The following is an 18,791-nucleotide window of genomic DNA, read 5'->3' on the forward strand; positions in this document are numbered from 1 at the left end:
CACCGTCGGACTCATCCGCTCCCTTGGAGCCACCTGCGCCCCCGGACTCCTCCGTGCCCTCGGAGCCACCCGCACCCCCGGACTCCTCCGCGCCCCCCGACGCGGCAGGATCCGTGGAGTCCGTGGGCTCCTGTGTCTCCGTGGGCCGGGGCTCGGCCTCCGGAATCGCTTCGCCTGCCTCCGGTCTCTTCCGCTGCTCCGATGCCTCGTCTCCTCGCTCAGGCGTGGACGGTATGTCGGACAAGGGATCCCCTCCCAGCCGGTCACCGGGCAGCCCGGATCACGCCACGGGGGCGGAGAGGCTGTCAGCCGGTGTTTCGTCGGCACACACCCGTCATGATCAACGGGCGGCGTGGCGCACAGGGTATCCAGGGGCCATGCGGCTCACCACGGCACTACGGGGCTGTAGCAAGCCTGTGACACAGCCCGGCGCCCTCCGAGGTCCAACCCGTGCCCGCCCTCCCCAGAGCGCCCCAGAGGCCGCTTCACGCGGCATCCAGGGACCTTCGTAGGCGTCCCCGACGAATCCTCGGAAGCAGTACGAATCCCAAGGGCTCCGCGCGGCAGCCGTACGAGGAACGGCACCCGCACCGAAACACGCCAACCGACGGATCCCCCGGACACCCCACGAGCCGCCCGCTTACCCGCCGGACACGCCCCCCGGCATCCAACCCGGCAGCGTCTCCGTCGCCTTCAGCCACGGCCCGGGGGGCGCGCCGGCCTTTCCGGAGGCGATGACGCCGCCGACGATGGAGCAGTTCGTGTCCACGTCGCCGCCGACCTGGGCGGTGGCCCAGAAGCCCTCCTCGTAGTCGCCCAGGGCGCGGGCCGCGGACCAGAGGGCGAAGGGGACGGTGTCGTGTGCCGACGTACGCCGTCCGCAGCCCAGCACGGCGGCCACCGTCGCTGCGTCGCCGTAGTCGAGCATGTCGCGGGCGCGGCGCAGCCCGGCGCCCACGGCACTGCGGGGCACGAGCGCGATGACGCCGTCCAGCAGGGCCTCGGCGGTGGGCGGGCCCGCGGGGTCGGCGGCCAGGGCGGCGGCCGCGGCGACGGCCATGGCGCCGACCACGGCCTCGCGGTGCTGGTGGGTCGGATAGGCGGAGATCTCCGCCTGGTGGGTCGCCTGCTCCGGGTCGTCTGCGTACCAGGCGCCCAGCGGAGCGATCCTCATCGCGGCGCCGTTGCCCCAGGAGCCCTGTCCCTTGAAGAGGGCCGACGCGAGCTCGCGCCAGTCTCCGCCCTCCCGGATCAGCCGCAGCAGCCGGTTGACCGCGGGGCCGTAGCCGCGGTCGAAGTCGTGGTGGTCGGCGAAGGAGTGGGCCAGTGCGTCCTGGTCGACGCGGTGGTGCGTGGCCAGGACGGCGACCACGGAACAGGCCATCTCGGTGTCGTCGGTCCACTGCCAGGGGCGGGGCGGCAGCTCTCGGCGCTTGAGGAGGGGGTAGTTCGCGGGCACGAAGAACTGCGAGCCCAGCGCGTCTCCCACCGCGAGTCCGCGCAGGCTGGCGAGGGCGCGCTCGAAGCGCCCGTCGGGAGAGGTGTCAGCGATCATCGCCCTGCCACTCTATCCGGTGGCTCCGAACGACTTCCGGATCACGCCACTGCTCGAAGGGACGGTCGAGGGTGTACCGGCCGTCCTCCCCCAGAACGAGCATCCTCACCTCCGCGTTCCCCGGGTTGGAGAGCGATTCGAACTCGGCGACCGTCCAGTGGAACCAGCGCATGCAGAACAGCCGCATGGCCAGGCCATGGGTCACCAGCAGTACGTTCGGCGGGTGGTCCGGTGCCTCGAAGCTGCGGTAGAGGCTCTCCAGGAAGCCGCCGACCCGGTCGTACACGTCGGCGCCGGACTCTCCTTGCGCGAACCGGTAGAAGAAGTGCCCGTACGCGTCGCGATAGGCCTTCTGGAGGCGTACGTCGTCACGGTCCTGCCAGTTGCCCCAGTCCTGCTCGCGCAGTCGAGGCTCCTCGCGCACCCGCACGAGCTCGGGGTCCAGATGGAAGGCGCGGAAGGTCTCGTGGGTACGACGGTAGGGGGAGACGTAAACGCTTACGCGCTCCCTTCCGAAGAGCTCGCGCAGCCGTTTGCCGGTGTCCTCCGCCTGTTGCCACCCCGTCTCCGTGAGCGCCAGTGCGTGGTCGGGCTCGCGTTCATACACGGTGTCATCGGCATTGCCCACCGACTCGCCGTGCCGGACAAGGACGATGCGCCGTGGTCGTGCCATGCCAAAACCCTAGATCGTGTCGGCTCCGTTCGAGCGGTCGTACGGTCTCATAAGGCGCAGGTCACACCGTTCCGGCAGTACAGGTCACACTTTCCCGCACATCAGTTCGCCCGACGGGAGGGATGCCGTCAGACGATCCAGCCGGGTTCGAGCTGCACGACGTCTCCCGCGAGAGCCGCTATGTCGGCCTCGAGCTGGGCGCGCAGCGCCAGCCGCTCCAGCCGCTCGGCGCGGTACTTCCCGTGCTCGGCCGCCGACTGCCACATGGACAGGACCAGGAACTCACTGCCGGGCGCCTCGCCGAACATGCCCCTGATCATGCCGGGCGAACCGGCCATCGCGGGGTTCCAGACCTTCTCCTGCATCAGGGCGAAGTGTTCCGCGCGTTCCTCGTGGACACGGCAGTGCGCGACCCGGACCACGTCGGAGTCCGTGAAACGCGGTTCGAACCCGGTCTTCACGTCGAAGCGGTAGTCGAACAGCTTGACCTGGGAATCCTTGAAGGTGCCGGACTGCGACGCGGCGAGCCGGTCGTGGGACCGGGCCATGAAGGAGTCGTAGAAGGCGCGGCTCTCCCAGAAGGAGAAGATGTGCGCGACACCGGACCGTCCCACACTCCACCCTCCCCCCTGTCCCCGGAATCCCGGCTCCCCCAGAAGCCCCGCCCACTTTCGCTGCCCGCGTTCGAAACCGCGGCGGTCGACCACGGTGCAGCGAATCCACTTGACCAGCACCGCGCCATCGTAAGGCCCCGGAACGTGGCGCCGGTCACGCTCCGGCGGAGTGGATCCGGGCGCACGCCCCGGCGCCCATGGCACGATGGGCAACCGGCCCTGCTCTCAGGGGAGTTGGACCGGCGACTGTTGAGGAACGGGGAGGGGACATCCGGTGAACGGTCTCAACAAGGGAATCCGCAAGGCCGAGTTGGCGATCAAGTGGGATCCCAGTCCCGTGGGCGAGCCCGCGACCGATCTCGACATCGTGGCGGCGACGTTTCTGGCGTCCGCGCCGAACGGCAACCCGGACTACGTGGTGTACTTCGGCAGCCGCTCGCCGGACGGCACCATCTATCTGAACCGCGACAGCAAAGACGGCAAAGGCTTCGGCTGGGACGAGGTCATGACCCTGGAACTCGACCGCCTGGACAGCCGGTACGCGCGCGTGGTCGTCGGGGTCCTCATCCAGCAGCGCACCGAGGCGCGGACGTTCGTCGGCGTCCTGAACCCCGCCTTCCGTCTGCGCGAGGGCTACACCGTGCTGACGGAAGGCGACTTCGGCGACGTCCTGGGTTCGACGGCCGCGACCATCGGGGAGTTCGTGCGCGACCACTCCGGTGAATGGACGTTCCACGCGGGCATCCACGGCTACGACACCGACCCGGCGACCTTCGCGAGGGTCATGGGCAACCCGCAGGAGGCGTGAGGCCCAGCCCGGCGACCTTCTGCCCGCGCCGCGCCGACCGCGCTGTCCGCATGGCGCCGGCCGTCCGGTCCGCGCCGCGTCGGCGGTCGGTCCGCACCGCGTCGGCCGTCGGTACCGAGCCGCGTCGGCCGTCGGTGCCGAGCCGCCGCGGGCCCGCCCGATGACGGCGGGTATGACGGCGGGCGTTCAGCCGCTCTTCCAGCCCGGAACCGTCGGCAGCACCAGCTCGGCGACGCGGAACAGCGCCGCGTCGTCGGGTGCCACGCCGTCCTGACGCCAGACGGAGATCTCGAACGAACCGCCGCCCCCCTTGGGGTCCTTGGCGACCAGCAGGCTGCGGGCGACGCCACCGGGGCCGCTCTCGGCCTTGCCCGAACCGAGACTGAGGGCGATCGTCCGGTCCGAGTAGAGGACCGCCGGGTGGCCCAGGATCTGTCTCGGCTCCGCCTTAGGCAGCAGATCCAGGCCCTGTGAGACGGAGAGCCGGTCGTCCGAGGCCGACAGCTTCACGGAGTACGTCTTCAGGGTCACGTTCGCCTCAGGGCTGGCGATCTTGGTACCGCCGTCGAGGGTGATCCAACTGTCGTCGCCGTCGGCCGTCCGCGCGCGCTCGTCCGGCGTCCCGAGCAGAACCGGCAGATCCGCGCGGTTGAGCGCCTGGCACAACTGCACACCGGAGACGCGCTTCGGCGGCGGGGTGCTGAGCCGGTCGGAACACCTGACCGGGTCGTCGGCGCCGCCGCCGCTGTTCGGAAGGATCCGCGAAATCCCCCATATGCCCCCCGAGACGCCCGCGACGAGCACCACCGCAGCCACGGCCTGAACCCCCGCGTTCAGGCCTCTCCTCGATCCGACCACCTTGTCGGCCATGTCCCCCGCCCTCCCCCTGCACGCTCCGTGCGCGCGGAGGGAGACTAGCCGTTGATCGTTTCATGGGAAAGGCGAATTCGTCCCGGTCCGCCGCCGGACCCGGCGGCGGCCTCCGGCAACGCCGAGGGCGGTGGAGCCGACTGCTCGCTCCACCGCCCTGATCAGCCTCTTACGCCCGGCGGGCGCGCGACGTCAGCCGCGGCGCCCGTCCGGCCCGTGTCAGCTGCAACCGCTCGTCGAACCGCAGCCCTCGCAGATGTAGCAGGAACCGGCCCGCTGCATCTTCGTACCGCAGGAGAAGCAGAGCGGGGCGTCGGCCTGGATGCCGAGCTGCATCTCCACCAGCTCGGCGCTGGTGCGGACCTGCTTGGGAGCGGGCTCGGCCACGACCGCCTCGGTCTTCGGGGCGGCGACGGCCTTCAGCTCCTGGGCGAGGGGCGCGGACTGGGCCAGACCCTCGACGTCGAGCTCGTCCTCGGAGGGCTCGTAGGAACCCGTCTCCAGGTGACGCTGACGCTCCTCGGCGGAGTGGATGCCGAGCGCGGAGCGCGTCTCGAACGGCAGGAAGTCGAGCGCCAGGCGGCGGAAGATGTAGTCGACGATCGACTGCGCCATCCGCACGTCCGGGTCGTCCGTCATGCCGGCCGGCTCGAAGCGCATGTTCGTGAACTTCGAGACGTACGTCTCCAGCGGCACGCCGTACTGCAGACCCACCGAGACGGCGATCGAGAAGGCGTCCATCATGCCCGCGAGGGTCGAGCCCTGCTTCGACATCTTGAGGAAGACCTCGCCGAGACCGTCGTCGGGGTAGGAGTTGGCGGTCATGTAACCCTCGGCGCCGCCGACCGTGAAGGACGTCGTGATGCCGGGACGGCCCTTGGGCAGGCGCTTGCGGACCGGGCGGTACTCGACGACCTTCTCGACCGCGGTACGGATGGTGTCCTCGGCCTTGGCCGTGACCTCGGCCTTCTCCTTCTCCTTGGTCTTGGCGGAGAGGGGCTGGCCGACCTTGCAGTTGTCGCGGTAGATCGCGAGCGCCTTGACGCCCATCTTCCACGCCTCGAAGTAGACCTCTTCGACGTCCTCGACGGTCGCCGTCTCCGGCAGGTTGACCGTCTTGGAGAGCGCGCCGGAGATCCACGGCTGGATCGCGGCCATCATGCGGACGTGGCCCATCGCGGAGATGGAGCGCTCGCCCATGGCGCAGTCGAACACCTCGTAGTGCTCGTGCTTGAGACCCGGGGCGTCGATCACGTTGCCGTGCTCGGCGATGTGGGCGACGACCGCCTCGATCTGCTCCTCCTGGTAGCCCAGGCGGCGCAGGGCCTGCGGGACGGTGCCGTTGACGATCTGCATCGAGCCGCCGCCGACGAGCTTCTTGAACTTGACCAGCGCGAGGTCGGGCTCGAGGCCGGTGGTGTCGCAGGACATCGCGAGACCGATGGTGCCGGTCGGGGCGATGACGGAGGCCTGCGCGTTGCGGAAGCCGTTCTTCTCGCCGAGGCGGATCACGTCCTGCCAGGCCTCCGTGGCGGCGGCCCAGATCGGGGTGTCCAGGTCGTCCACGCGGACGGCCGAGGTGTTGGCGTCGGCGTGCTGCTTCATGACGCGCTGGTGGGGCTGCGCGTTGCGGGCGTAACCGTCGTACGCGCCGACGACCGCGGCGAGTTCGGCGGAACGCTTGTACGACGTACCGGTCATCAGGGAGGTGATGGCGCCGGCGAGCGCGCGGCCGCCGTCGGAGTCGTACGCGTGGCCGGTCGCCATCAGCAGGGCGCCGAGGTTGGCGTAGCCGATGCCGAGCTGGCGGAAGGCGCGGGTGTTCTCGCCGATCTTCTCGGTCGGGAAGTCGGCGAAGCAGATGGAGATGTCCATCGCGGTGATGACCAGCTCGACGACCTGGGAGAAGCGCTCGACGTCGAAGGACTGGTGGCCCTTGCCGTCGTCCTTCAGGAACTTCATCAGGTTCAGGGAGGCGAGGTTGCAGGACGTGTTGTCCAGGTGCATGTACTCGCTGCACGGGTTCGAGCCGTTGATACGACCGGACTCCGGGCACGTGTGCCAGTGGTTGATCGTGTCGTCGTACTGGATGCCCGGGTCGGCGCAGGCCCAGGCGGCCTCGGCCATCTTGCGGAAGAGGGACTTGGCGTCGACCTCCTCGATGACCTCACCGGTCATGCGCGAGGTGAGACCGAACTTGCCGCCGGTCTCGACGGCCTTCATGAACGTGTCGTTCACGCGGACCGAGTTGTTGGCGTTCTGGTACTGGACGGACGTGATGTCGTCGCCGCCCAGGTCCATGTCGAAGCCCGCGTCGCGCAGGGCGCGGATCTTCTCCTCTTCCTTGACCTTGGTCTGGATGAAGTCCTCGATGTCGGGGTGGTCGACGTCCAGGATGACCATCTTGGCCGCGCGGCGGGTGGCGCCGCCCGACTTGATCGTTCCTGCGGAGGCGTCGGCACCGCGCATGAAGGAGACGGGACCCGAGGCGTTGCCGCCCGAGGAGAGGAGCTCCTTGGAGGAGCGGATGCGGGAGAGGTTCAGGCCGGCGCCGGAGCCGCCCTTGAAGATCATGCCCTCTTCCTTGTACCAGTCGAGGATCGACTCCATGGAGTCGTCGACGGCCAGGATGAAGCAGGCGGAGACCTGCTGGGGCTGGGGGGTCCCGACGTTGAACCAGACCGGGCTGTTGAAGCTGAAGATCTGGTGCAGGAGGGCGTACGCCAGCTCGTGCTCGAAGATCTCGGCGTCGGCGGGCGAGGCGAAGTACTTGAAGTCCTCGCCGGCCTTCCGGTACGTCTTCACGATGCGGTCGATGAGCTGCTTGAGGCTCACCTCGCGCTGCGGGGTGCCGACGGCACCTCGGAAGTACTTGCTGGTGACGATGTTGACCGCGTTCACCGACCAGAAGCCGGGGAACTCGACGCCACGCTGCTCGAAGTTGACCGAGCCGTCGCGCCAGTTGGTCATGACGACGTCACGGCGCTCCCATTCCACCTCGTCGTACGGGTGCACGCCGGGGGTGGTGTGGATGCGCTCGATGCGCAGTCCCTTGCTGGCCTTGGCTCCGCCCTTCGCGCGGGAACCTCGTGCCGGACCGCTCGCCGTCTCTGTCATGCCGCCTCCCTGTAACAGGCTAAAACGCGCTCAAGTGCCGCGAACTTCCCGTGGCACGGTGTGTGTCTGATGCCGCGCGCGCCGTTGGTACGGCCGTGCGCTGCAAGTCTGTGGTCGCCGCCCGCCGGCGGGCCCGGAGGACCCGAGGGGTCCGGGCCTCGGTCAGTCGGCGGCGGTGGCGGGCACGGGAACCTCGACGGTTCCGCCCTGCCCGTGATCGGTCTCCTGGCGCACCGCGTCCGGGACGTCGTCGTCCTCGGCGGGGCGCTGATTCACCTGCCTGAGTTCCGCGATGGCGGCTTCGAAGTCGTCGAGCGAGTCGAAGGCCCGGTACACGGACGCGAACCTCATGTAGGCCACGAGGTCGAGTTCCTGCAAAGGTCCGAGTATGGCCAGCCCCACGTCGTGGGTGGTCAGCTCGGCGCTTCCGGTGGCTCGCACGGCCTCCTCGACCCGCTGCCCGAGCTGGGCGAGCGCGTCCTCGGTGACAGGCCGTCCCTGGCACGCCTTGCGCACGCCGTTGATGACCTTGATGCGGCTGAAGGGCTCGGTCACACCGGAGCGCTTCACCACCATCAGGGAGCACGTCTCCACGGTCGTGAAACGACGGGAGCAGTCGGGGCACTGGCGGCGCCTGCGGATCGACGTGCCGTCGTCGGTCGTACGACTGTCGACGACGCGGCTGTCCGGGTGCCTGCAGAAGGGGCAGTGCATGGCTCCAACCCTCCTTCACAGCACGACTCAGAAACCTCGCGGGACCTCACGGGCCCCTCGAAGCAGGCTCCAGCATAGGCGATGCCCGAGGGTCAGGAGACCCGGGGGACCACAACTTCTGGGATGCCTCCGCAATCCAACCACTAGATGTGGGGATCAGCTCGTGAAACCGCCCACGCCGCGCGTGTCGTACACGTAAGGGCACGTGCCGCACAGGCATACCCATCCCGGACACACGGGGATAGCGTGGTCGACGCACGGAAGGGGCCGGTTCCCGGCCGGTCGGCCATCGGATGGCAGACTGGGCGACGGCCCAGGTCAGCCGACACGGCTGCCGCCTCCGGCGCTGAAGGGTACAGCAATGAGCCCTTTTGTCCGCCAGGCGCGTCGACAGCCATACACCCGGACACATGCTCACGTCAGGCAATTCGCGGTTTTTCACTCGAACGTGTGTTTGGCGCAACCTTTCGAAAGCAACTACCGTTGTCCAGCAGGGAGACCATCGAGAGGGGCCGACGTGACCACCACCGCAGACAGCGCCACCATCACCGCCCAGGACCGCTCCCAGGGCCGACTCGAGCCGGTGCATGTGATGAACGAAGCCGCGAATCATGAGGGGCCAAAGCGCTCCCTGCCTGGCCGACCTCCAGGCATCCGGGCCGACAGCTCGGGACTCACGGACCGGCAACGCCGGGTGATCGAGGTGATCCGGGACTCCGTGCAGCGCCGCGGCTACCCGCCGTCGATGCGGGAGATCGGGCAGGCCGTCGGCCTCTCCAGCACCTCCTCCGTCGCGCACCAGCTCATGGCGCTGGAGCGCAAGGGCTTCCTGCGGCGCGACCCGCACCGCCCTCGTGCCTACGAGGTGCGGGGCTCGGACCAGTCGTCGGTGCAGCCGACGGACACGGCGGGCAAGCCGGCCGCGTCGTACGTACCGCTCGTCGGCCGGATCGCCGCCGGTGGCCCGATCCTCGCCGAGGAGTCGGTCGAGGACGTCTTCCCTCTCCCCCGCCAGCTCGTGGGCGACGGGGAGCTGTTCGTCCTGAAGGTCGTCGGTGACTCGATGATCGAGGCCGCGATCTGCGACGGGGACTGGGTGACGGTCCGCCGTCAGCCGGTCGCCGAGAACGGTGACATCGTCGCCGCGATGCTGGACGGCGAGGCCACGGTGAAGCGCTTCAAGCGGGAGGACGGCCACGTGTGGCTGCTGCCGCACAACTCGGCGTACCAGCCGATCCCCGGTGACGAGGCGACCATCCTCGGAAAGGTCGTCGCCGTACTGCGCCGGGTGTGACACCGCGACGGGCGGTCCACCGCCCCCGCCCCTGACCGGGCCCCGGAACCACTGCGCCGGTTCCGGGGCCCTGCGCGTTCTGGCCGGGGGCCTTGACCAGGGGTGACTGGTCCGGGGTCTCCGGGCGACCCCGGGTCCCGGAGGCCTCGTGACCCCGGGTCCCGGAGGCCTCGTGACCCCGGCGGGTCCCGAGGTCGGGCGAACCCCGGGAGGGGTCCCGGGGGGGGCGGACGAACCCTGGGGGTCCCGGAGATCAGGCGACTTCGGCAGGTTTCGGCGTCCCGGGGAGATCCCGGGGAGAGGTCCCGGAGATCAGGGGGCCCGGCGGGGTCCGGAGGCCGGGGACCCCGGGATGTCCCGGAGGTCGGGCGAAGCCCGGGAGCGGTCCCGGAAGTCGGGACACCCGGCGGGATTCGGAGGCCCGGGGAACCCGGGGAGGTCCCGGTGGTCGGGTGAACCCCAGGGCTGTCCCGGAGGTCGGGCGAAGCCCCGGGATCTCGGGCTGCCGGGCGGACCCCCGGAGGCCGGGGGCTCCGCCGGGGTGCTGGACGGCTGGGTAGGCGCCAGGCCTCGTTGAGCGGTACGGGTTCGCGAACTGGCCTTCAGCCATGGCCAGGTGCCGGACGACCCCGCGCGGGGGCGTCGAGCCGGACCCGGGGCGGGGCGGGCGACCGGGCGGCGGTTGGCCGGGGCCGGGTTGGGTTACCCGGGGTCCGGGGTCGGGGACGGGGCCGTGGGGAGTTCTGTCGTTCTGGCTTTTTCGTCGATCGCTGCCAGGGATCTGCGCACCTGGTTCGGGTCCGTGGTGTACCAGAAGTCCGGGAGCGAGGCCTTCAGATAGCTGCCGTAGCGGGCCGTGGCCAGACGCTGGTCCAGCACGGCCACCACACCCCGGTCACCCGTGGCCCGGACCAGACGGCCGGCGCCCTGGGCCATGAGGAGCGCGGCATGGGTGGCGGCGACGGCCATGAAGCCGTTCCCCCCGTTCTCCTCGACCGCTTTCTGGCGGGCGCTCATCAGCGGGTCGTCCGGGCGCGGGAAGGGGATCTTGTCCATGACGACGAGCTGACAACTGGGCCCCGGCACATCGACGCCCTGCCAGAGCGAGAGGGTGCCGAACAGGCAGGTCTTCGGGTCGGCCGCGAAGTTCTTGATCAGCTCGCCGAGCGTCTCCTCGCCCTGGAGCAGGATCGGGAACTCGGGGATTCGGGTCCGCAGCTCCTCCGCCGCGAGCTGGGCCGCGCGCATCGAGGAGAACAGACCGAGCGTGCGACCGCCGGCGGCCTGGATCAGCTCTGTGAGTTCGTCGAGCATGTCCCCGCGGTCGGCGTCCCGCGCGGGGCGCGACAGATGCCGGGCGACGTACAGGATGCCCTGCCGGGGGTAGTCGAACGGCGAGCCGACGTCGACGCCCTTCCACGGCGGGACGTCCTCGCCCTCCGTGCCCTCGGGCGCGAGCCCCATCGAGGCTCCCACGCCGTTGAAGTCACCACCGAGCTTGAGCGTGGCGGACGTCAGGACGACCGAGCGGTCGGCGAACAGCTTCTCCCTCAAGAGACCGGACACGTTCATCGGAGCGACCCGGAGCGAGGCTCCGAAGCGGTCGTGCCGCTCGTACCAGACGACGTCGTACTCGGAGCCGTTGGCGATGCGCTCCGCCACGGAATGCACGGACTCGACGGACGCCAGTGCCTGCTTGCGGACGGCGTCCTCGTCCTGGACGGACTTGTCGCGGGTGGAGCCGAGGGCGGTGATCACCGTACGGGCGGCGTCGCGCAGCGCCATCAGCGCGTACCCGAGGTCCTCCGGGATCTCCTCCAGGCGGCCCGGCAGCGCCAGCTCCATCAGCCGTTCGAAGCCCTCGGCGGCGGTCTGGAGCTGGTCGGCGGCCTTTTCGTTGACGAGCTTCGCGGAGCGGCGCACGGCGCGGTTGACCTGCCCCGGGGTGAGCTCACCGGTGGCGACGCCGGTGACCCGGGAGACCAGCTCATGGGCCTCGTCGACGATCAGCACCTCATGCTGCGGCAGGACCGGCGCGCCCTCGATGGCGTCGATCGCGAGCAGCGCGTGGTTGGTGACGACGACCTCGGCGAGCTTGGCCCGCTCGCGGGCCATCTCGGCGAAGCACTCGGCTCCGTAGGCGCACTTCGTGGCGCCGAGGCACTCCCGGGAGGACACCGACACCTGGCCCCAGGCCCGGTCGGAGACCCCGGGGGTGAGGTCGTCCCGGTCACCCGTCTCGGTCTCGTCCGACCAGTCGCGCAGCCGCAGCAGGTCCTGTCCCAGCTTGCTGGTGGGCGCGGCCGCCTCGAACGGGTCGAAGAGGCCCTCCTCCTCGTCCTGCGGCACGCCCTCGTGCAGGCGGTGCAGGCATAGGTAGTTCGACCGGCCCTTCAGCATCGCGAACTCGGGGCGGCGGCGCAGCAGCGGATGCAGCGCGTCGACGGTGCGCGGCAGGTCCCGCTCCACGAGCTGGCGCTGGAGCGCCAGGGTGGCCGTCGCCACGACCACCCGCTCGCCATGCGCGAGCGCGGGAACCAGGTACCCGAGGGACTTTCCGGTGCCGGTGCCCGCCTGGATCAGCAGGTGGGAGCTGTCGTCGATGGCAGCCGCGACGGCTTCGGCCATCGTCACCTGGCCGGGGCGCTCCGTGCCGCCGACAGCGGTGACGGCAGCATGCAGGAGTTCGGGGAGTGAGGGCTTCGTCATAGCGTTGCCAGCCTACGGGGCGCCACTGACAACCGAGCGATCAAGGCCGGAACCGAGGGCGTGATCGCGCCGGACGCGCGCCGGGGGATCACGGCTGGTGAAGGGCCGCGCGCGGCGGGTGTCTCCCGGGCGTCCGGGGCGGCGGAGAGATGGGACACGGGGACTCCTCGGCGGGGAACCGGGTCGGGGGTGATCGGCCGGTGGACCGGGAACGACGGCTCTACAGCAGATCGCGCAGGGCCCGGTCCCGGATCATGAGGGCCGCCCTCTTGTCCGGCAGATCGACCTCCGCGGAGAAGCGGAAGCCCGCGCTCAGGAACGCGGACACGGAGGGCGTGTTGCGGAGGTCGGGTTCCGCGACGACACGGGCGCAGGAGGCGCGCTGGTCCAGTACGTGGTCGGCGACGGCCCTGAGCAGGGTGGACCCGAGCCCGCGCCCGCGGTCGGCGACCCCGCCGATGAGGAGGTGGATGCCGGTGTCGTGGGGCCGGGCGGGGTAGTGGCGGGCCAGGGGATCGAGGTCCGCGCGGTAGATCTCCCAGTAGCTCATCGGGGTGCCGTCGAGCACGCCGAGACACGGGACGCTGCGTCCGTCGCCGTCGAGCTGCCGGAGCACGTGCTCCTCGACCACGGACACGGAACCCGCCAGCTCCCAGAACTCCGCGACGGCGGGGTCGTTCATCCAGCGGTGGACGAGCGCCAGGTCGCGGCCCGGACGCACCGGGACGAGCTGGAGGACGCCCGCGGGTGTCTTCGCCGGCCCCCAGCCGCCGACCCGGTCGAGCAGATCGCCCCCGTCCGGCCTCCTGTCCGCGGTCTGGTCCCGGGATCCGCCCGGGACTCCGTCCGGAGCCCCTTCCCCGGTCTCGTCCCCCGATCCGGCGCCCTGCGCGAACAGGGCGATCAGTTCGTCGGAAAGGCGCAGGTCGAGCGTGTCCTCGCAGTCCGTGCCGGTGCCGGGGTCGGTGCTCTCATCGGTGGGGGGCACGACGGCGCTCCTCTCGGGAGACGGGGTGGGTCATGCTCCCCAGGGATGAGGGGAGTCGGAGATCAGGAATGGAGGGGGTTGGCGATGGTGACGTAGACGGACTGGGTGTCCACGGGGCCGACGAGTTCGTCGAGGCCGTGCAACCGGGTCAGCAGGTTGGCCTTGCAGCGCAGGACGGGCGAGTCGAGCAGCAGGGCGGGCAGCGGAGTCCGCAGCCGGGCCGGGCCGGTGATCACGCCGCCGAGGAAGCGCCGGAACGCGGCGAGCAACAGGGCCTCGTCGGCGAGCCGTTGGGAGCCGAAGGCGCCGATGAGCCCGAACACGTTGTTGATGGCCAGGTAGTACGCGAAGCGTTCGTCGGTGACCTCGTCGGGGACGAAGGTGTCGCTGTGCGCGCCGATGCCGGGCAGCCGCCGGTCGAGTTCGGCTCGCCGGGACTCGCGGAAGTAGTAGCCCTGGTTGTCCCGGTAGCGGCCGCCCGTGGGCCAGCCGTCGGCGTCCAGCACGAGCAGGGTGTTCTGCTGGTGGGCCTCCAGGGCGATGCCCGCCTCGCTGTCCAGCCAGAGCACGGGGCGGACGACCTGTTCGAGATAACGCAGGAACCATTCGGTGGCGACGGCGCCGCGCGGACGGCCGGTCCGGCCCGCGAGCCCGGTGACGACCTCGGTGAGCCGGGACCGCATGAAGGGGCCGCGCTCGGCCGGGGTCTGCGTGCCCAGGCGGGCGTACGGCCGGGGTGAGACCAGTCCCGCGACGCAGCCGACGTCGTCGGTGGGCGTGAACGGGTTGTGCCGGATCATCACGTCGAGCCCGGGGAGCGGGTCGCCGTCCCGGTCGTCGACGGCGAGCCAGGACGGGTCGCGGACGATGTCGAAGCCGGGGTGGACAGACTGCCACTGCTCGGACAGGCCGCCGCGCAGCAGACGGTGGACCTCGGCGCCGCGGTGGAGTTCCTTGCGGAGGTTCTCGCGGCGGGAGTTGGTGATGCGCAGTCCCAGCGACAGTTTCAGCATCGCTGGGGCACCGGAGCGGTAGACGGTGCGGACGGAGGAGGTGGGGTGCCAGGGCGTGCCGTGCGGGCCGAGGTCGCGGAGCAGCCCGGCGTCCAGCAGGGCCGCGGTCCCCGGACGCCTCCGGACCTCACGCATCTGCCAGGGGTGCAGGGGCAGTACGGCGGAGAAGCCCTCGGGGAGGGACAGGCCGGGCCCGGCCAGCCGCAGGGTGAGCTGCTCCGCCGACACGGGGCGGCCGCGTTCCGTCCAGGCCGAGTCGGACGCGAGGACCGAGGGGGCGACCGCCATCCAGTGCAGGGGGAAGGAGCCGCGCAACTCGGGTGAGTAGAGCCTGCCTTCGGTGTCGGAGAGGCCGTCGCGCCCCTTGGGCGTCGGGTGCAGGGGGTGGCCGAGGAGGAGCGCCTGTTCCGCGGCGAGGAAGTGGTCGGGCGGGTCGGCGGGGTGCTCCCTGCGGTCCCTGATGAACACGGCGGTGCGCCGCACCGAGTCGGCGACGCGGCCGACGAGGTCGGTGCCCTCACCGGCCGGGCTGTCCGTGTGCCCGGCGCCGGCCTCACCCGACGCCTCAGCTCCAGCCCCAGCCCAAACCCCCGAAGCTGCCGCGCCCGGTCCCGTTCTCGTTGCCGCTGCCGCTGCCGCTGCCGCTGCCGCTGGGTCGTCGGCCGGTGCCGGATGCACCGTGTCCGCGGCCGGAGTCCCGGGAGCCGTCTGGCGAGCGAGAAGGGCCGCCACGGTCACCGCGTCGACGGCCGGTGCCTGTTCGGGCGTTCCGGCCAGACGGGGAAGCCCGAAGCGGTGCCAGCCGGAGCGGGACCAGTGGTGGACGGGTACGAGCAGGGTCACTCCGCTGGCCGGCAGTGCGATGCGCAGCGTTCCGTCGTCGGGGGCGGCCAGGTCGTTCTCCCGTACCCAGCAGCGCAGCAGATTCTCGACGGCCGCCGCCTGCGCCGCGGTCCGGGTGTCGGGGTGGTCGAGCAGGTCCAACAGGTCCAGCGGGTCCACGGTGGCCCGGCCCGGCCTTCGGGGCACCCGGGCCGCGTCCGTCTGCCGGGGAACGGACTCGGGTGCGGGCAGGTGCGGGGCCGGTACGGGAACGGCCGTTCGCTCGTACGGGGAAGCAGGGCTGTCGGGTGCGGGGGTGGTGTTCACGAGAGGTTCCTTGCGGGTCGTTCGGGCTCGTGCGGCGACGTGACCGGGCCTGAGCCGGAGTGCGCCGGGGCTCTTGGCGTTCCTGGTCGGTCCGTGGAGCGGCGGTGGGGCGGGGAATACCGAGGGGCCGGGCCGTCACTCGGGACCGGCGGCCCCCGGCACCCCGTCCCTGCCCGGTCTCCGCTCCCCCAGGGCCGCCGCGCTCACCGCGCTCACCGCGTCCGCCAGGCGGTCGAGCACGGCGGAGGCCTGTTCGTCGCTGATCGTCAGGGGTGGAAGGAGCCGAACGACGCTCGATCGGCGGCCTCCGAGCTCCACGATCAGACCTCGGCGCAGGCACTCCCGCTGGACGGCGGCGGCGAGTTCGGGGGAGGCGGGACGGGGGCCGTCGGGGGTGGGGTGCGGCGGTCCTTCGGGGTCGACGAGTTCGAGGCCGATCATCAGACCCCGGCCGCGTACGTCCCCGACGCACGGGAACTCCGAGGCGAGCGAGCCCAACCGCTCCAGCATGCGGGCCCCGACCGTCGCCGCGCGTTCGGCGAGGCGGTGCTCACGGACGTAGGCCAGGGTGGCCGTGCCGGCGGCCATGGCCAGTTGGTTGCCGCGGAAGGTGCCGGCGTGGGCGCCGGGCTCCCAGACGTCGAGGTCGTCGCGGTAGACGACGACGGCCAGGGGCAGGCTGCCGCCGATGGCCTTGGACAGCACCATCACGTCCGGGGTGATCCCGCTGTGTTCCACGGCCCAGAACGCGCCGGTCCGGCCCACTCCCGTCTGGACCTCGTCCACGATCAGCGGGATGGACCGGGCCTCGGTGATCTCGCGCATCCGCCGGGTCCAGGCGTCCGGCGCGGGAATGACCCCGCCCTCGCCCTGGACGGGTTCGAGGATCATCCCGGCGGGGAGCGGCACCCCCGACTTGCTGTCGTCGAGCAGGGACTCCGTCCAGCGCGCGGCGAGTTCGGCGCCGTGCTCACCACCGATGCCGAACGGACAGCGGTAGTCCTGCGGATAGGGCAGGCGCGCGACCCGTACGTCGGTCGCGCCCCCGGACGCTTCGAGCGCCCCCGCGGTCATCCCGTGGTAGGCGCCGGTGAAGGCGAACATGCCCGTACGGCCGGTCGCGGCGCGCACCAGCTTGAAGGCGGCCTCCACGGCGTCCGTCCCGGCCGGTCCGCAGAACTGGACCCGCGCGCGCTCGGCGAACCGCGGGGGGAGGCTGCGGAACAGCTCGGTGGTGAAGGCGTCCTTGACCGGTGTCGCGAGGTCCAGGACGTGCAGCGGCGCCCCCGAGTCGAGGACCTTTCTGATCGCTTCGAGGACGACGGGGTGGTTGTGCCCGAGGGCCAGGGTCCCTGCTCCGGAGAGGCAGTCGAGATAGCGGCGCCCGTCGGCGCCCTCGATCGTCAGCCCGCGAGCCCGTACGGGGACGATCGGCAGGGCGCGCGCGTACGTACGAGCCGCCGACTCGCGCGCCGACTGGCGCCGCAGAATGCCCTCGTGCGCGGCGCGCGCCCGCTCGGCCGCTCCGGCGCCGGCGTCCCGCGCCCCCTCGGGTTCCCCTGGCGCCCCCACCGGCACCACCGCTGACTCGGTCACGGCCACGACTTCAGGTCCTCCCGCTGTTCAGAGGCGAGTTGGCAGGAGGGTCCGGACGCAGGCGGCAGGCCCCCCGTACGTACCAACGACGCCGGTCGCTTTGGGAAGCGGGTGGATTCGGGGTTCCTTACCGGTTCTTTGCCGGGACGGAACGGCGGCCCGCGCGGTGACCTTCCGTCAGGAAGCGGCGGGAGCGGCGGACGCACGCCCCCGTAGCTGAACCGTTGCCGTTCCGTCGGGCGTCCCGCACAGCGACCGCATAGTCTGTGATGCCGTTCGGCCGTGCCGCTCAGGCGCCCGCAGACGCACCGCACAGTTCCCATACGTTCAGGGGGAGTTACCCACCATGCGATCCATACGCCCGCCCTTCGCCGCCCGTCGAGGCAGGAGCGCGCGCCGCAGACCGTCCCCCGTCCTGGCGGCTCTCGGTCTGGCCGCGGCCCTGACGCTGACGGCCACCGCCTGCGACTCGGGCAGCGACACGGCGAGCGGCGAGCCGACCGCCTCCGCGTCCCAGGGCGGCGACGGAAAGATCCAGATCCCGGACGACATCAAGAACAAGCTCAAAGAGCACGGCATCGATGTCGACAAGTGGAAGAAGGGCGCCTGGAAGAACTGGGACAGGGACGAGTGGCTGCGCCAGGCCGACGACTTCATCAACCCGATCATCAAGGGGCTCTGGGACCCGTCCCGTATGCGCGGCGCCGACGACCCGGACAAGAACAAGGGCGTGGACGACGCCGACCTGAGCGGTGACCAGGGGGTCACCGACCCGGAGCCGGCCCCGGTGACGGCGCGGGCGGTGAATCCGTCCTACCACGCAAGCGTGCCGGTGGCGGGCAAGGTGTTCTTCGACGCCCCCGAGGGCACGATGGTCTGTTCGGCGACGGTGGTCGAGGACCCGGCGCACCCGGGCAAGTCCAACCTCGTGTGGACCGCGGGCCACTGCGTGCACGCCGGCAAGAAGGGCGGCTGGTACCGCAACATCGCCTTCGTGCCCTCCTACAACGACCAGGGCAAGACGGAGGCGCAGTTGGAGAGCGCCCCGCGCGAGGAGGTCGCTCCCTACGGTGTCTGGTGGAGCGACTGGGCGCAGACCTCGGACCAGTGGATCGAGCAGGGCGGTTCCACGGGCGGCCAGGGGGCGTCGTACGACTACGCGGTGCTGCACGTGACGCCGGAGAAGGGCAGCGGCGGCAAGTCCCTCGAGGAGACGGTGGGTTCGGCGCTGCCGGTGAACTTCAACGCTCCGGCCGTGCCCAAGGTGTCCGCCATCACGGCCACCGGATATCCGGCGGCGGCGCCGTTCGACGGCCAGAAGCTGTACCAGTGCACGGACAAGCCGGGCCGGCTGTCGGTCACCCGGTCCGACCCGACGATGTACCGCATCGGCTGCACGATGACCGGTGGTTCCTCGGGCGGCGGCTGGGTGGCCACGGGGTCGGACGGCAAGCCGGCCCTGGTGTCCAACACCTCGATCGGACCGGTCAAGTTCGGCTGGCTGGCGGGTCCGCGGCTGGGCGATGTGGCCAAGGGCGTGTACGACTCGGTGAGCGCGAAGTTCGCCGGGCGGTGACACGCGTGACGTGACACGTCCGGGCGGGCGCGGGAGGCCGGGGCGGGGGATTCCCCGCGGAGCCGCCCGCGCCCGGCCGGCACGGAGACAGGGATTCGACCGGGGGGTACGAAAA

At 71.1% G+C, this 18,791-nt stretch carries 13 protein-coding genes; 3 read left to right on the forward strand and 10 right to left on the reverse strand.

From position 1 onward, the window contains the following. Positions 1 to 640 precede the first annotated feature (640 nt). The 3 genes from ACZ4TO_RS08235 to ACZ4TO_RS08245 all read right to left on the reverse strand — a co-directional run bounded on the left by ACZ4TO_RS08235 (position 641) and on the right by ACZ4TO_RS08245 (position 2,962). Positions 641 to 1,555 carry an ADP-ribosylglycohydrolase family protein gene (locus ACZ4TO_RS08235; RefSeq protein ID WP_468023738.1) on the reverse strand — a complete coding sequence of 305 codons (915 nt, stop codon included), beginning with the start codon at positions 1,553 to 1,555 and terminating at the stop codon, positions 641 to 643. Then, on the reverse strand, positions 1,545 to 2,228 hold the full coding sequence (locus ACZ4TO_RS08240) for a histidine phosphatase family protein (RefSeq protein WP_382794220.1): 684 nt from the start codon (positions 2,226 to 2,228) through the stop codon (positions 1,545 to 1,547). The genes ACZ4TO_RS08235 and ACZ4TO_RS08240 overlap by 11 nt, the downstream gene beginning before the upstream one ends. A 128-nt stretch (positions 2,229 to 2,356) precedes the next feature. Next, complete coding sequence (locus tag ACZ4TO_RS08245) at positions 2,357 to 2,962, reverse strand: YdbC family protein (RefSeq protein ID WP_382794222.1); 606 nt, start codon at positions 2,960 to 2,962, stop codon at positions 2,357 to 2,359. Between the two features lie 154 nt (positions 2,963 to 3,116). Here ACZ4TO_RS08245 and ACZ4TO_RS08250 point away from each other — a divergent pair, with 154 nt between their 5' ends. Then, entirely contained in the window at positions 3,117 to 3,650 is a 534-nt protein-coding gene (locus ACZ4TO_RS08250) for a TerD family protein (RefSeq protein WP_382794225.1), read from the forward strand. A gap of 186 nt (positions 3,651 to 3,836) precedes the next feature. Here ACZ4TO_RS08250 and ACZ4TO_RS08255 read toward each other — a convergent pair whose 3' ends face one another. The 3 genes from ACZ4TO_RS08255 to nrdR form a co-directional block, all read right to left on the reverse strand. After that, a complete protein-coding gene (locus ACZ4TO_RS08255) occupies positions 3,837 to 4,520 on the reverse strand; it encodes a DUF6215 domain-containing protein (RefSeq protein WP_468023739.1) in 684 nt (227 codons plus the stop codon). A 219-nt stretch (positions 4,521 to 4,739) separates the two neighbouring features. Next, a complete protein-coding gene (locus ACZ4TO_RS08260) occupies positions 4,740 to 7,637 on the reverse strand; it encodes a vitamin B12-dependent ribonucleotide reductase (RefSeq protein ID WP_382794232.1) in 2,898 nt (965 codons plus the stop codon). 162 nt (positions 7,638 to 7,799) lie between these two features. Continuing rightward, positions 7,800 to 8,351 carry a transcriptional regulator NrdR gene (gene nrdR / locus ACZ4TO_RS08265; protein ID WP_467313061.1) on the reverse strand — a complete coding sequence of 184 codons (552 nt, stop codon included), beginning with the start codon at positions 8,349 to 8,351 and terminating at the stop codon, positions 7,800 to 7,802. Between the two features lie 517 nt (positions 8,352 to 8,868). Here nrdR and lexA point away from each other — a divergent pair. Continuing rightward, positions 8,869 to 9,645 (forward strand): transcriptional repressor LexA, encoded by a 777-nt coding sequence (gene lexA / locus ACZ4TO_RS08270; RefSeq protein ID WP_103549644.1) that lies wholly within the window; start codon positions 8,869 to 8,871, stop codon positions 9,643 to 9,645. A gap of 702 nt (positions 9,646 to 10,347) precedes the next feature. Here lexA and ACZ4TO_RS08275 read toward each other — a convergent pair. The 4 genes from ACZ4TO_RS08275 to ACZ4TO_RS08290 form a co-directional block, all read right to left on the reverse strand. Continuing rightward, the gene (locus ACZ4TO_RS08275) at positions 10,348 to 12,354 is read right to left on the reverse strand and encodes an ATP-dependent DNA helicase (protein ID WP_468023740.1); all 2,007 of its coding nucleotides are present in this window, start codon (positions 12,352 to 12,354) and stop codon (positions 10,348 to 10,350) included. Positions 12,355 to 12,574: 220 nt separating this feature from the next. After that, positions 12,575 to 13,342 carry a GNAT family N-acetyltransferase gene (locus ACZ4TO_RS08280; RefSeq protein ID WP_468023741.1) on the reverse strand — a complete coding sequence of 256 codons (768 nt, stop codon included), beginning with the start codon at positions 13,340 to 13,342 and terminating at the stop codon, positions 12,575 to 12,577. Between the two features lie 62 nt (positions 13,343 to 13,404). Further along, complete coding sequence (locus tag ACZ4TO_RS08285) at positions 13,405 to 15,504, reverse strand: IucA/IucC family protein (RefSeq protein WP_468023742.1); 2,100 nt, start codon at positions 15,502 to 15,504, stop codon at positions 13,405 to 13,407. Positions 15,505 to 15,639: 135 nt separating this feature from the next. Beyond that, entirely contained in the window at positions 15,640 to 17,106 is a 1,467-nt protein-coding gene (locus ACZ4TO_RS08290) for a diaminobutyrate--2-oxoglutarate transaminase family protein (RefSeq protein ID WP_468023743.1), read from the reverse strand. 340 nt (positions 17,107 to 17,446) lie between these two features. On the opposite strand from ACZ4TO_RS08290, the gene ACZ4TO_RS08295 reads away from it, so the two are divergent. Next, positions 17,447 to 18,676, forward strand: a complete 1,230-nt coding sequence (locus tag ACZ4TO_RS08295) for a trypsin-like serine peptidase (RefSeq protein ID WP_385040606.1) — start codon at positions 17,447 to 17,449, stop codon at positions 18,674 to 18,676. Positions 18,677 to 18,791 lie beyond the last annotated feature (115 nt).

The organism is Streptomyces sp. NPDC028298 (genome assembly GCF_055565895.1).

Excerpts from the sequence above, each read along its gene's own strand:
- ACZ4TO_RS08235 (WP_468023738.1), bottom strand. The coding sequence starts at position 1,555 with ATGATCGCTGACACCTCTCCCGACGGGCGCTTCGAGCGCGCCCTCGCC.
- ACZ4TO_RS08240 (WP_382794220.1), bottom strand. The coding sequence starts at position 2,228 with ATGGCACGACCACGGCGCATCGTCCTTGTCCGGCACGGCGAGTCGGTG.
- ACZ4TO_RS08255 (WP_468023739.1), bottom strand. The coding sequence starts at position 4,520 with ATGGCCGACAAGGTGGTCGGATCGAGGAGAGGCCTGAACGCGGGGGTT.
- ACZ4TO_RS08260 (WP_382794232.1), bottom strand. The coding sequence starts at position 7,637 with ATGACAGAGACGGCGAGCGGTCCGGCACGAGGTTCCCGCGCGAAGGGC.
- nrdR (WP_467313061.1), bottom strand. The coding sequence starts at position 8,351 with ATGCACTGCCCCTTCTGCAGGCACCCGGACAGCCGCGTCGTCGACAGT.
- ACZ4TO_RS08275 (WP_468023740.1), bottom strand. The coding sequence starts at position 12,354 with ATGACGAAGCCCTCACTCCCCGAACTCCTGCATGCTGCCGTCACCGCT.
- ACZ4TO_RS08295 (WP_385040606.1), top strand. The coding sequence starts at position 17,447 with ATGCGATCCATACGCCCGCCCTTCGCCGCCCGTCGAGGCAGGAGCGCG.